Annotated in this window: 8 protein-coding genes; 2 read left to right on the top strand and 6 right to left on the bottom strand. The window is 43.4% G+C overall.

The genetic code is table 11. The annotated features are described in order from the left end of the window. Window positions 1-6: 6 nt before the first annotated feature. The 5 genes from HUJ21_RS19635 to xerA all read right to left on the bottom strand — a co-directional run bounded on the left by HUJ21_RS19635 (window position 7) and on the right by xerA (window position 7,602). The gene (locus HUJ21_RS19635) at window positions 7-1,923 is read right to left on the bottom strand and encodes an AAA family ATPase (protein WP_291372225.1); all 1,917 of its coding nucleotides are present in this window, start codon (window positions 1,921-1,923) and stop codon (window positions 7-9) included. 169 nt (window positions 1,924-2,092) lie between these two features. After that, complete coding sequence (locus tag HUJ21_RS19630; RefSeq protein ID WP_291372224.1) at window positions 2,093-4,639, bottom strand: AAA family ATPase; 2,547 nt, start codon at window positions 4,637-4,639, stop codon at window positions 2,093-2,095. A 197-nt stretch (window positions 4,640-4,836) separates the two neighbouring features. Further along, window positions 4,837-5,481: a hypothetical protein gene (locus tag HUJ21_RS19625; protein ID WP_291372223.1), complete on the bottom strand. Its 645-nt coding sequence runs from the start codon at window positions 5,479-5,481 to the stop codon at window positions 4,837-4,839. 153 nt (window positions 5,482-5,634) lie between these two features. Further along, window positions 5,635-5,997, bottom strand: coding sequence for a hypothetical protein (locus HUJ21_RS19620; protein ID WP_291372222.1), 363 nt, complete (start codon window positions 5,995-5,997; stop codon window positions 5,635-5,637). Between the two features lie 165 nt (window positions 5,998-6,162). Further along, the gene (xerA, locus tag HUJ21_RS19615) at window positions 6,163-7,602 is read right to left on the bottom strand and encodes a site-specific tyrosine recombinase/integron integrase (RefSeq protein ID WP_291372221.1); all 1,440 of its coding nucleotides are present in this window, start codon (window positions 7,600-7,602) and stop codon (window positions 6,163-6,165) included. Window positions 7,603-7,698: 96 nt separating this feature from the next. On the opposite strand from xerA, the gene HUJ21_RS19610 reads away from it, so the two are divergent. Continuing rightward, window positions 7,699-8,112 (top strand): hypothetical protein, encoded by a 414-nt coding sequence (locus HUJ21_RS19610; RefSeq protein ID WP_073096012.1) that lies wholly within the window; start codon window positions 7,699-7,701, stop codon window positions 8,110-8,112. A 13-nt stretch (window positions 8,113-8,125) separates the two neighbouring features. Here the strand turns inward: HUJ21_RS19610 and blaOXA are convergent, their stop codons facing one another. Continuing rightward, window positions 8,126-8,944 carry a class D beta-lactamase gene (blaOXA, locus tag HUJ21_RS19605; RefSeq protein ID WP_291372220.1) on the bottom strand — a complete coding sequence of 273 codons (819 nt, stop codon included), beginning with the start codon at window positions 8,942-8,944 and terminating at the stop codon, window positions 8,126-8,128. A 201-nt stretch (window positions 8,945-9,145) separates the two neighbouring features. Here blaOXA and HUJ21_RS19600 point away from each other — a divergent pair, with 201 nt between their 5' ends. After that, window positions 9,146-12,733: a T9SS type A sorting domain-containing protein gene (locus HUJ21_RS19600; protein ID WP_291372219.1), complete on the top strand. Its 3,588-nt coding sequence runs from the start codon at window positions 9,146-9,148 to the stop codon at window positions 12,731-12,733. The last annotated feature ends 579 nt before the right edge of the window (window positions 12,734-13,312 follow it).

Here is a 13,312-nt window from a genome sequence, read left to right as displayed (position 1 = left end):
AATATTTTATTTATTGACAAATTCTATAATTCTTGCAGTTAAGTCTATTAGAATTTGAGATTTGATTCCTTCGTTCCATGCTAACTCTAAAGTTTTTGCAATCGCTAGAGGATTCTTTTTTAATCCACCTGAATTTCCATAAAATGCAGCTGCTTCGTCTTCATATTTTTTTAAATCCTGTCCGAGTTCATTAATAATTTCATTTGTCAAGTTGGTTTGCCATGCGGTCAAGTCATCTTTAATTACCGTACTTGCAGGCCACTCGTCAACATCTGCATAGTTTTTTAATGAGAGAATTGCTTTGTTGTCTTTTTTATGTTTTGGAACCTCATGTTCCGTTGTTTTATCAGTATCACTATCGTAGACAACTAAAGTTGGTATGTCAAGAAGTTTTGCCATTGCTAACGGCTTGATTAACTTGTTTTTCCCTTCTACGGGAACAATGTGACAACCATGGCGTCTGAACTCGGTCATACCACCTGTTAGGAGCAAGTAAGAGCTTATGTATGCAATATCTTCATGACCTTCAACTAAAATTAGTTTTTTACAGAAGAACATTTCATTCACAACTGGATTTAGCGAAGGATAAAGTTTGGCCACCATTCCGCTTTCAGTTACAAGCTTTTCACCAACAGCATGTAATTCTGCTGCTAAAGACTCATAGGTTAATCTTTTAATTTTTGTTTCGCTGGGTTCTCCTTCTTCTCTTGCAAGCCTAATTTTATCAAAGTTATCACCTGGAATAAACAGCGGACTATGTGTACAAATTATAATTTGAGAATTTGATTCAGATAGCTCTAGTAGAGTTTCTGCTAAATACCTTGCCTGCGGTGGGTGCTGAAATAACTCTGGTTCTTCAATTCCCATTAATAATGTTGGCACATTTTCTGGGTCAAACATAGATAACTCCTGAAGTAGCGCAAGCATATACGAGCGTTGCAAACCGTGACCAAATCTTGATAATTCACCTTCAAATCCCCTTTCACCAACTTTAAGCGCTGCTAGAGGCTCTTCAATTTTTACTGATTTATCTGGGTCTTGTTTCCATTGAATTGAAGCGGTTATATTTGGGTGTGCCCAATTAGATAATCTATTTTGTAGAGAACCTGAAATGTCATCTAGAGTTTTTTGTTCTGCGTCTAAGAGTTTTTGATACTCTGCACGTACGTTATTTCTTAAATCTCTGATATTCTCATCAAAAGATACTTGAGAGCGAACAGTCCTAGCTAGTAACTGACCTAAAGCTGATCTAGTAGATTCTTCACTTTCTTCTGTAGCATCTTTTATCGCAGGAACAAAAATCCATTGAATGTGAGACTCCAATTTATTTACACCCCGTGAAACTCCGTAGAATTGGTCTTCACTCGGTATTAAAACGCAACTCTCAGGGTTTTTGCCTTCGTATTCGTGTAAAGCAGAAATCATATCGCCCTTTGAATTAGCGCTGGTTATGTCTTCGTATTTTTCCCTAAATGATTTGAATATTTCTTTTAACTCGGCTGCTTTTGCTCCGTTTTTTTCAGCTTCAAAAAATTTTCGGAATTCTTCCATTCCTAGTCTGTTTCCAAACTGCTTTACATCCGCCTTCTCTGTGATAGTGTCATAAACAGCAACAGCTGTTACTATCAACTTCTCTTGTCTTACATAATCAGCTAAGTCTTCTTTAGCTTGGTCTGATAATGAAGAAAAAGTAACTGTAATTCTAATAGGTTGACTTGTATTTGCATGGTGAAAGTCATTTGCGGAAAGCTTTAGCAAATCGGTTTGACTGTCTTTACTCTGTCTAAAGAATAAGTTAAGAGCATGAAAAACTGTCGATTTACCAACTCCATTTGGACCTACAAAAGAGGTGTAATCATCAAATTCTATTGTCTCGTCTTTAAAGGCTCGAAAGTTCTCTATTCTTAATGATTCAATTTTCATTCGTAGGTTCTTTTACATGAAGCACAACGGTATCGGGTATGAAACGTAGGGCATTTCGGAGCAGTGTACTTGTCCAACGAGACATAGCTTGTTAAGAACCTGAAACTTGCGGAAACCGCCATCCGCCCTATGTTTTATACCCATTGTTGGGCGTTCGTGCTTTTTTCTTTTATGTAAATTCCTTTCTCAATTTCTTGAACTCCTCATAATCAATTTTCAACTCGTCAATTGTTGGAGTTGTGTGTATTACTCCTGGACTGCTGTGTCCGTCAATGGATACGCAACACTTCTCGTAAATGTCGTTTAGTTTTCCTTTATGCTTATCAATTTTATCACCCTCAATTCGCAGTAAAGAAGGGAAAGCAACACCTTTCCCATATCTTTTTACTATCTTTTTGAGTAGATTCTCCTCAACTGCCACTTCAATAGCGGAACGTAAATGTCCATAGCCTTTACGAGCAACTTCCTCTTCACTCTGCCCATTCGGTTTTGTTCCCAAAAGAAGGTTAAGTTTCTTAGTGTAATAAGTGTATGAGTTAATTTCCTCAACATCGTCTATTATACCGGTTTCCCCGAAACTGCTTGATACACTGCGAAAAGTAAATTCAACCCCTGCCTGTTTGTTTGTATCTAACTCAGATTGTTGAATGAAGCTATTGAGAAGCAAAATACTATGAGTAAAGACGATAACCTGTCTTTGCTTAGATAACTCGATTAACCTTTTTGCAACTTCATCAATTATTCGATGATCAAGGCTGTTTACAGGGTCATCAAAAATTACTGGCGCTTCTATGTTGTCAAGTTGCAGTTCAGTTAGAAACTCTGCCAACGCAATAGCTTTTTGTTCACCTTCACTTAAAATGTCTGTCAATACATGGTTTTCTATCTTCTGTGAAACCCTTGACTTCCCTCTGTCAGTCGCAAAATTCAGCTCTATTTTAATGTTAGATTTTCTCAGTGCTTTCAGTTCGTCCTGAAATATGTCATTGAAGTTTTGCTTTACTAATGCTTCTCTTGCTTCTGTTGTTTTACGGCTGATGGAGCTAGTACTAAAGTTGTTATAATTTGAATTTAGTACGGACACAATCTTATGATTTGCAATTGCCGTTTTTACTTCAGCCTGCTTCGATGAAAGAAGCTTGCGGTCCTTCAATTCCGCAATTTTCTTTTTAAGTTCATCCTCTTTAGCCGCGAGATTGGACAACACTTCTTTTTTCTGAACAAGTGTGGTTTTAATTGCTTTGCTTTTGGTTTTTAGAAATTCGGATGGCCTATTATAATCGAAATCAAAGGTTGAGCCTTTGACAATTTTATCAGAAACAAAAGTTGTCTTGAACATACCTAACTCTTTGTTGTAATCAGTTATTTCTTTTGGTTGAATTGGCCTCTCGTCATTATCCAAGCCGAATGAAGATTGATGCAACAATAAATTGGTGTCAACCTGTGATATTTGATTTATCAGTTGTTCTTTTTGTTGTTTTAATTGCTCAATACTTTCTTGAGTCTTGTCATTGAGCAGTTTTCTGTAGCTTCTCAATAATTCCTCAGCGGATTTTTCAAGTGGTTGCTTGCAATACACGCAAAGGTCTTCTTGATTTGGGTATTCTGGATTGTTGAGAATTTTAATGTAGTTTTCTGCAGATTGAATGAATAACTGAAATTCACTGGTTTCATAGAATTCAATCCCATTGATCTCTGCTATTTCTTGAATGCCTTTCTTAGCTTGATTTTGTAATACGGCAAGCTCTTCATTTATCTTGATTAGCTTATCCCAATTGTTAGGGGATAATAGAGATTGAGCCGTTTGCATTTTGGCAACTAGTGAGTTTATTTCCGTTTCCTGTGCGGTTAAGTTCTGTATTTCATTTTGCAGTAGTTGTCTATTCAGGTTGTTAAGTTCTGTTTCTTTGACTTTTAATTCTTTCTCTTGTTCCGATGAGAAGGAAGATAATTCAGTTAGCTTTTCCTCTGTAGAAGTGCTTTTTAAGCCATTGATAAATATCTGTTGTGGCGTTCCTTCGTGCAAAGTTTCAGCCCATGCTAATGCAGTCGGATGACTTGCGATTTTTGTTTGCAAGAGCTTTTCTAGCTCTTTTAATTCACCCGAAATAATGTTGAAAAGATGAAACCCAATTGGGGAAACAATGAGTTGTCTGTCGGAAAGAGAAATTTGAACGCAATTGTTGTTAAAGACTGAAATACTCTCTAATTCTTCATTTCTATTTGTTCCATCCCAAGCAAATGTGTCCGCTACTCCATTTGCTTCAAAGTTGATTAATGCGGACTTCGGCTCTGAACTTCCAAAGACGTTAGAAAAAATAGAGTTGTTGCTATCATAGCTAAACCCAAGGGATTTTAATATCCGTCCATAGCCTGTTTTTCCCGTTCCGTTTTCTCCATAAATGATTGAGATGTTGGGTGCAAAATTTAAGGTCTGATTTTTTGCAAGCCTGTTAACACCCGTAATGTTGGAAAGTGAAGTTAATTCTATCCTTTTACTTGTTGGTGTATATGTAGGCTTAGTAATCGTCAAGCTGGGCAAGCCTGTATGTAGTTTGATAGTCTGTAGGAAATAATTGAAAATTGTTGCTCTGTCAGAGGGTGAAAGGGAGCTTTCTGTAGTTACGACCTTGTCAACAAGAAGTTTACTCCATTCCCCATGATTTTCTGCCCATTCCCAAAGGAAATCAACAAGTTCTTTTTTACTGGTGGTCATTGATTTCATTTTTCTATTTCAATGATTGATATGTTGTACTGTCCCTTTTGCATGACGCCCAACGGTCTCGTATAACCGTCAGTTACGGGTTAATATGCGTTAATTTTCGGTTTAGCACAGATATTAGCAATTCCGAGTGGATTCGAACGTAGTCGAATCCGCCGTAATTGCGGTTATACATTGTTGGCATTAGTTTTTTATGATACAATTGCATAAACCACGAACCAAAAAATAAGTCCAGAATAAGTTAAAAAATGTAATCCTCTTAATCTGATGATATCATAAACGAATAATGATATCCATAAAGCAAGCCAGATGATAGGTGCAACAACTGCTGCATTTGTCCCTGTATTCATTCCTACTCTACTTAACAGAGGTTCCATCATTAAAAGAATAGCTACAAAAATAGAATGTTTATGTAGTTCAGGTTTATCTCTTTTTAGATAAGCCAAGCCAATTAGTAAAATAAAGACAGGAAAGAATATTCGATTGGCTTTTCCGAAAAATGGCAGTTCAGAGTAGGGAACATCAATGAAGTTTAAATAAGCTATACTTATGATGACTAAACAAGCAATGAAAAAGCCAACGATTCCTAATTTTTTATGAGCTTTGACATTCAATTTTCGAATGTGATTTGTTTGAATTACAATTGTTGTATACCACGAGAACATTATTAATCCGTGAATGACATAAAAGGGGTTACTATTGCTCTCTTGATGAATATCAAACAAATAGTTGTCTGAAAAAGCTATTAGTCCTAGAATTAGAACAGTAACACTTAATACAAAAAAATAGTTTTTGGTGTAAAGGTTATTTCTTTTCGGTTTTTTAGTTTTTTTCATGGTTAGTTAAATTAATGCCAACGGTTTGCATATGGCTTGTGGCGGTTTCGAAGCACTTAACTGTCCACCGAAACCAAAGCTGGCTACAGAGCGAAAATCTTGCTGGCAGACGTTCACCCGCCATAAGCTATATGCGTTGTTGTGTGCAGTTTTTTATTCTTTTATCTTACTTATATCTAATCGGTCAATTGTCCAATAAATGTATTCTCCAACTACTTTCGGGTCGTTTGTCCAATCCCCAAGTTCAAGTTTAAGGTCTCCAAAGTCAGCGGTTATTGGGGATATTGATTTTATTCTCCCATATCCGTAGTAACTCCATTCCGAGTTCTCCGTTTTTTCAATTCTTAATTCTTTGTCCTTGTTCTCGTTAAAAATCACATCCCATTCAAGCGGTGATTCCAATTGGTCAAATTCAACTTCAACATTTTGTCCAGGCTCGTATTCTTCTCCATAGAAAAATGCTTTGTAGTCATTTCCGTTTATCTCAAAGTGAACAGTCCCTTCGTACTTGTCCATTAGGTCGACCGATATTATTTGAACTTGGTGTTTCATTTTAATTGCACACAACTACTGGCTAACCCCAGCCGTTGCGGTTACTTCCCTTTTGGCCATGGGAGTTAAATCCCCTAAATATATAAAAAATCCAATAAAACTCAACTAGCTTTTTCATTCCCATTCATCTTAGCTGTCCAGCATATCTCCGGGAGATACAATCTGCCCCAGCTGCTTGCTGCTTACATGCGTATATATCTCCGTAGTCTTACTGGAATTGTGCCCCAGAAGCTGCTGAATATACCGCAGATCTGTGCCCGCCTCCAGTAGATGCGTGGCAAAACTGTGACGGAGCATATGAGGGGTCACCCGCTTCCCTATCCCCGCGGCACCGGCGTACTTCCGGATGAACTGCTGAATACTGCCGCTGCTGTACATGCCGCCAAATTGCCCCTCAAATACATAGCCTCCTTCATCCGGCCTCCTGATATAGCGTTGCAGCCGTTCCAGGATGTTTGACGGGAGTAAAGTGTAGCGGTCTTTCTTTCCTTTCCCCTGTTTTACTCGTATCATTTTCCGGTCCGGCTCGAGGTCCTCCTTTTTAAGGCGTATCAACTCCCCTATTCGCAATCCTCCTCCATAGAGTAGCATCAGTATCAGGTAATGCTTTTCATTTTCCATCCCCGCCTTTTTGAGCAAGGCTTTTACCTCTTCCTTGCTCAATACTTTCGGAAGTTTCTTTTCTTTCTTTGGCCTGCTGATAGCATTAAGAACCAGCTTCCCTTTGCCCAAATGAGTGAAATACAATCGCAGCGCATTTACAGACTGATGGATAGAGGCGGAAGACCCTCCCCGGGAAGCCCAATCCTCATGGTACTGGTTGATGTCGGACACGGTAACCTCACCCATATTCCGATCCACCCAACGACGATCGTTGATAAAACGCTCAATCATTTTTTTATAGGTTACCACCGTTCGGTCACTGTAATTCCTGGCCTGCATCATCTCCAGGAAATCCACCTGGCAACTTTTTCTATGACTACCCTTGTCCCACTGGGCCTGGTAGTGCTGCAGCAATTCCATGTCCCTGATCTCAATCCCTTTCCGGAAATTCAACAGGGCTATTCCTTTAAGCTCCCGGATTAGGACCTTGAAATCGCCGGAGTCGTTATTGCCCACAAAACACCGGTACGATTCATTCCATTTTAAGAAGGCTTGGGCTTTAAGGAGTCGGTAGATGGGCTTGCTGTAGGAAAAGGAGTACCTGATCATTGTATGCCCCTCGTGTACTATAGGCATCGCCCATAAGGTTGGCAAATCCGTCCCATCGCCACCTACCGTGTTATTTGATAAGGGTTTGAGAACCTTACACCCCGATGAATAAGTCACGGGTTCACGGTTCAGGTAATACGTATTTACCAGGATGTCGGGAAGACATAATTGCCTGAGCAGTTGAAGGCTGTGATCCGAATAGTCCATTTCCCAGCGGCCCCGATCCGCCTTGAATTCCAACCACGCGTGACCGGTAACCTTGCTTCTTAGCGGATGGACTGCTTTTAGCCAAAAATACACCCTTTCCTTGTTGCTCTCCTCACAGAAATTCAGATAAATGGTGGCTTTCTTTTCCATTTTGATCCTTTTTTTGTGGTAAAAAAAAGAATTCTAAAAATAATTTCCGTATTATTACACGTGTATAAACGTTTATACTTGTTTAATAATACGGATATGGATCGAAAATGCCCCGAATGTGGAGACGTTATCCATGGTAGAGAGGATAAAATTTTCTGCTCGGACCAATGCCGCTTTCAACGACATAACCGAAACAAGCGGAGAAGTGAAAAAACCATTCTGGATATCAATAAAATACTTCGGAAAAATCGGCGGATCTTGCAAAACCTCAACCCAATAGGACTTACGGCTGTTCGCAGGGAAATCCTCACCCGGCAGGGCTTTGACTTCAATTTCTTTACCCACCAATACGTCACCCAAAAGGGCAATTATTATTATTTTTGCTACGAATACGGGTACGCCTATGCCGAAAAAGAGAAAATCAACGTGGTGACCTGGCAGGAATACATGAACCAACAGTTGGTCAGGTACCAGATTACCATCGACGATCCGGAGACCAATCGGCCATAGCTGCGCCTTTCCCCTACAAAAACCCCAGTACCCGCAGCGCCTCCATCGTCAGCCCTTTTCTGGCCTGAAGAAAATCGGCATCGCTGGTTTCGGGTCCGGGTGCCAGATTACTGGCAAAAAAATAAACGCTGCCCCCTTTTTCCAAATATCCCACAAACCAGCCATTGTCTATGCCCTGGTCCACCGACCAGCCGGTCTTCCCGCTCAGCCGGTAGCTATCGGTTTCTTCCACCACCATCATCTCCCGAAAAACAGACAAGGTTTCCGGTGCCAGGCGCAGGTCTCCTTCGTACAGCTTTCTTAAAAAGCCCAGCTGCTCCATCGGGCTGATCCGGGACTGCCCCCGCAGCCAGAATTGATCCAGGTTTTGCTCCGACACATCCATGTGCCCATAATCCAGGCGATCCAGGTAATCCCTCATTCGCGCCACCCCTATCTGCCGGGCGATTCCCTGATAACAGGGCACACAGGACAGGTGAAATGCCTGCCTGAACGTCAAATCCTGCTCCCATTGGGACATGGCTCTTTCCTCTCCGTTCCAGGGAAATACCGTAGCTTCATCTTCCACTATGCCCAAATCCAGGGCTATCAGGGAATGGGGGATTTTGAAAGTAGAGGCAGGTAACTGGCCCTGCTCCGCCAGGGAAAAGTCGTTGGACCACAGCATGCTGCCCTGAAAGTCAGCCAGCAGCAAAACACCATGGACCCCAGCCGAATCCAAGATCGGTTGAAAACGGGGATGCACTCGCTTATCCATCTGTTCTTGCGCTTCCACTTGGATGAACAGCCCTAAAGCCAAGAGCATTAGGGTCAAATATTTTCTTCTTAACATGATCTGGCCGTTTTATGGCCGCAATAAATAAAAGCATTTTGAAATGTCCATCAGGTTTTCACAAAAAGAAAGATTTATTTTTCAGGATGCAGGTACAAATGACGCATTTCCTGAGTAAATTTCCGCGATCATTTCACCCGCAGGTCAGGCACTTGCACAGGCTATACCGCTTTCTTCGGTCCCCAAAAGAAAATAAATGCTATGATTTCAAGGCTTTCGCTATTGACCCGGGCTTTTTTGGCCTATTGTTTTTTGCTCATTCAGGCTAATGTAGCCCTGGCATCCGAAGACAATCCTCCTAAAATTTCAGTGGCAAGCATTAGTGCAAGTTCTTCCATTGGCTCCTCTGATCCGGCAAATGTGCTGGACGGAAATTTGAATACTTCATGGACTTCCAGCCACCCTTTCCCTTCCAATTATTTTTCCAATCCCGCTCAAAATATCCTGCTCCACCGGCAGCTCCTGGCCGATGGCACTACCATGCTCCAGGCTGCAACAGATGGTAACCTGGGTTCTCATACGGGTTCCGTACCGCTGGTGCAGGGATATGCATCCGCAGCGATTCATTTCAATCAAGCCCAAAAAATATACCTGATCGGGCTGAAACTGGGCGGCGTAAAGGAAAAAGTAGACATCCTGCTGGAACAGCAGTCAGGAGAGTTGACGACCCTGACCTATGGGGCCTATCAAAACTATGCCAATGTCAGGTTTGAGGTGGACCTGGAAAATATCCTCAGCATCCGGCTTCAAAGCCCCCATCCTTTTTTTATCTTTGACATGGCGGCCATGGAAGCTCCCGCCCAGGAATACATCACCGTAGACCTGGGAAGCCCCCAATTGATCAGTCAGGTGAAAAGCAAACATTGGTCAGGTCATAACAGCAGCCAGGCAACACAGCTGCTTTTGGGAACAGCTGCAGACAGTTTGGAAGTAGTCGCCAACCTGGAGACCAATGATCCCGCTGCAGTCCTCACCTCTTTTGACAGCCCTATAGTGGCCAGGTACCTACGCATAGCCCACAGCCTGGTCAGCAGGGATTACAACAAGGCCTCCATCTTTGAGCTGGAGGTATTTGGTGAACCTGTTCCGGCAGTTGATCCCCCATCCCCCTGGGATCCGGATGCCGGCTTGTATTTACCCCTTTCCGAGCAGGCTTCCGCAACTGCCAGTTCAAGTGTAAACCTGAACCACAACAGCCCCCAAAACGTCCTGGACGGGAATCCATCCACCGCCTGGATCTCAACCAACCCCCTTCCCGACGCCTATGTACGCAATCCGGAACAAAATATTTTTCTCGGTAGCAGCGGCTATGCAAGTAATGAAGCCCCCATGGCAAAAGCCACTGATGGGCTTTTGGGCAACAGCAGTCCATTGATCGAACCCATAGCGGGAGAAGCATGGTTTAGACTGGACCTGGCATCCACACCCATTTACCGGCTGGGATTGCGGCTGGCTGCCGGATTTTCCCTGCCGGTACTTATTGAGGTACGCTCACAGGAGGGAGAAACCGTCCGGCATACCTATGAGGTCTATGATCAGGGCCACCTCCGGTTTCCTATAGACCTGAAAGATGCCGTAGAAGTAAAGCTTTCTTCCGGAGCAGCTTTCAGCATTCAGGAAATCGCAGCATATGCGGCTCCGCTTTCGGAATACATCACCCTGGACCTGGGGGAGGAAAAATCAGTATCCTGGATCAGGACCAGGCAGTGGAATGGAAACGGTACTGCCCTGAAAACCCTCCTGAAAGCGGGAAAATCCCTGGAAGACCTCCAACTTATCGCAACATTGGATCCCTCAAAGCTGGAAATGCTCAATGTACAGCCTGAAGCACCAATCCTTGCCAGGTATATCCGCATGGAGCAACAACTGGCAGACGAGAACTACAAAAAAGCAAGTATACAGGAAATCAGCATTTTGGATGAATACGGTAGTTTCGGCCCTCCACCATCTCCAAAACCCCAAAGCAATAGTTTCGGTGAGCTCTTCGGACTCAATACGGTCTGGGCCTGGGGCACAAAGAAAGTACCCAATCTGCAGGGACCCGATGAGGGAGCCCAAAAATTCATCCGCACTGCCAGTCAGGCCAGAAATTACCACAACATCCACTGGGATACCAGCGACCCGGATCACATACCGACCTATAGCGGGGAAAACCCGGATGTGCGGCTCCCCTGGACCCAATGGGTTCAGGAATATGCCGATTGGAAAAACAAAGGGTTTACCGTCGATGCCACTTATACCTTTGACCGGTTTAAAGAATCGGACTGGGACCAGCCTTATACCTCCGGGCATGACCTGGGATATGCTTTTGCGACCACTTTTGGCCCCAGTCATGAAAACCTCATCCGAACGGTAGAAGTGGGAAATGAACCCTGGTCTTACAGTGATTCCACCTACCGCCTGATATTGGAAGGGATGGCCAAAGGCCTTAAAACCGGAGACCCAGACCTGAAGGTGCTACCTGCCGCCTTACAGGCCTACCAGCCGGAGAGTAGCAACTCGGGCAGCATCAAACATTACATGGGCACCAAACTTTCCGAAAAAGCCGCAGCCCACCTGGACGGTATCAATTTACACCTGTACAGTTATTTCCGAAATGAAGCGGGTGTTCGGCTGGCAGTTCATCCCGAACATCCTGCATCTGAGATGAGGGCCCTTTTTGCAGGTTTGCGGTTCAGGGACAAAAACATGCCCGGAAAAGAGGTGCATGTCACCGAATGGGGCTGGGATGCCTCCAGCGCCAACGAAACCGCCGTCAATACAGAATCCGTCAGCCACCTGTCGCAGGCAGTTTATGCGTTGCGAGGCCTGTTTTGGCTGAGCAGAATGGGCGTGGACCGGGCCCATTGGTTTTTCTATGCCAATGTGGGCACCCTGCCCGGAAATAGCCCTGTCAATTACGAAAGATCGGGACTAACGGAGTCGCTTCATTATAATTTCAAAGAAAAGAGATCCTTCATTGCCGCAGAAGCCATGCAAAACAGGATGGCCGATCTGTATTTCGAAAATGTGATCCGGGAAGATGAGCAGGCCCATATTTATCAGTTAAGGGATCGGGAGGGAGTATTGTCCCATCTTCTCGCCTGGCGGCCCGTCAGCGGGGATGACTCCCTGGCGGTGACCTTTTCCCTTCCAGGTGACCATGTTGCAGCCCAGGCCTGGCACCTCTCAGGGCTTGACCCCAACGGCGAGCCGGCTGAAGTAACTTACGAGCAAGGCAAGCTCATGCTCCCATTATCGTCCAAGCCACTCCTGATCGAATTGGCCAGTGCAGGTAAAGACAATTCCCTGCAGGCAAACCTTCGGGTCAGGCAGTTGGAAGAAGAGACGCTGCTCATTGTAAGCACCAACAGTCCCATTGGCAAATCCCAACTCAAAGGCTTGTCCGGCGACACCCGGCTGAAAAAAATGGACCTGGTATGGGAGAAGAAAAACGACCTGGAATGGCAGGCCAGGCTGACGACCCTTCCTCCCGGAAGGTATGAGGTAAGGGCCATGCTGGATAGCCGGAACCACCTCACCAACAGGGTAAGCTTTGAGGTTCCACATAAAATGATCCTTTTCCCCAATCCAACTACAGGTAGGAGCCATTTACGCCTGGCCCCAGGGCTTAGCGGTGTCAGCCACATACAGGTAGTGGGAATGGACGGATTTCTTTTCAATGCCTTTCAGGTGCCGGAGAAGGTCCGTTCCTATGAAATGGATCTGTCCCATTTAAAAAACGGTTCTTACATCCTCCACCTGGACAACGGCAATTACCAGGAAAGGCAAAAATTCATCAAAAAATAAATTTAAAAGGTAAAAAAATACCATTGAATTATTCCGCCTTGCGGATTTTTTCTTTGAGGCTCCTAATAGAAGTCCCAAACAAAAGCGATTCAACCGGCCATTAAAAACTGCCAATTTAGTATTTTAACCGGGCATACATTATATTAAATATGATAATTGTTTTTTATGTTTTACATTAACAATGTTTGATTCAAGAACGATTTTAAAACCGGCTATATTATCACTGCGAACCCTTTTTTGTGGTAGCTATGGTTTGGCAGTCTCGTTTTACTCAGGATTCCCACAGTTTCCACTGTAAAAAATCCCCTTAAAGCCTACCGATGAGGTGTTTGTTAAGTCGTTGAAAATCTACATGATAAAAACCCATTTCCCGATCCCGATTTCTGTGTTTTTAAAAGGTATATTTTCGCTGTGACAGTAAAGCTCGGTATCTGTAAAGATTTCAAGATAAGTAACAATTAACGAATTGATATTTTAAAATGTTACCGAAAAAATCCCCTCCCGACTTTGGTCGGGACAGGCTCTGCCCTCCGCCGCGGCGGAGGGATTTGCTCATTACCGATGGTGTGTTTGTTAAAT

The sequence above is a fragment of the Cyclobacterium sp. genome (assembly GCF_014762705.1).
In the GTDB taxonomy this organism is placed as follows: domain Bacteria; phylum Bacteroidota; class Bacteroidia; order Cytophagales; family Cyclobacteriaceae; genus Cyclobacterium.
This window is presented reverse-complemented; position numbering and strand designations above follow the sequence as displayed.

Bases quoted from the DNA above. Each gene is read 5' to 3' on its own strand.
- HUJ21_RS19600 (WP_291372219.1), top strand. From the start codon at position 9,146: ATGATTTCAAGGCTTTCGCTATTGACCCGGGCTTTTTTGGCCTATTGT.
- HUJ21_RS19630 (WP_291372224.1), bottom strand. From the start codon at position 4,639: ATGACCACCAGTAAAAAAGAACTTGTTGATTTCCTTTGGGAATGGGCA.
- HUJ21_RS19620 (WP_291372222.1), bottom strand. From the start codon at position 5,997: ATGGACAAGTACGAAGGGACTGTTCACTTTGAGATAAACGGAAATGAC.
- HUJ21_RS19625 (WP_291372223.1), bottom strand. From the start codon at position 5,481: ATGAAAAAAACTAAAAAACCGAAAAGAAATAACCTTTACACCAAAAAC.
- blaOXA (WP_291372220.1), bottom strand. From the start codon at position 8,944: ATGTTAAGAAGAAAATATTTGACCCTAATGCTCTTGGCTTTAGGGCTG.
- HUJ21_RS19610 (WP_073096012.1), top strand. From the start codon at position 7,699: ATGGATCGAAAATGCCCCGAATGTGGAGACGTTATCCATGGTAGAGAG.
- HUJ21_RS19635 (WP_291372225.1), bottom strand. From the start codon at position 1,923: ATGAAAATTGAATCATTAAGAATAGAGAACTTTCGAGCCTTTAAAGAC.
- xerA (WP_291372221.1), bottom strand. From the start codon at position 7,602: ATGGAAAAGAAAGCCACCATTTATCTGAATTTCTGTGAGGAGAGCAAC.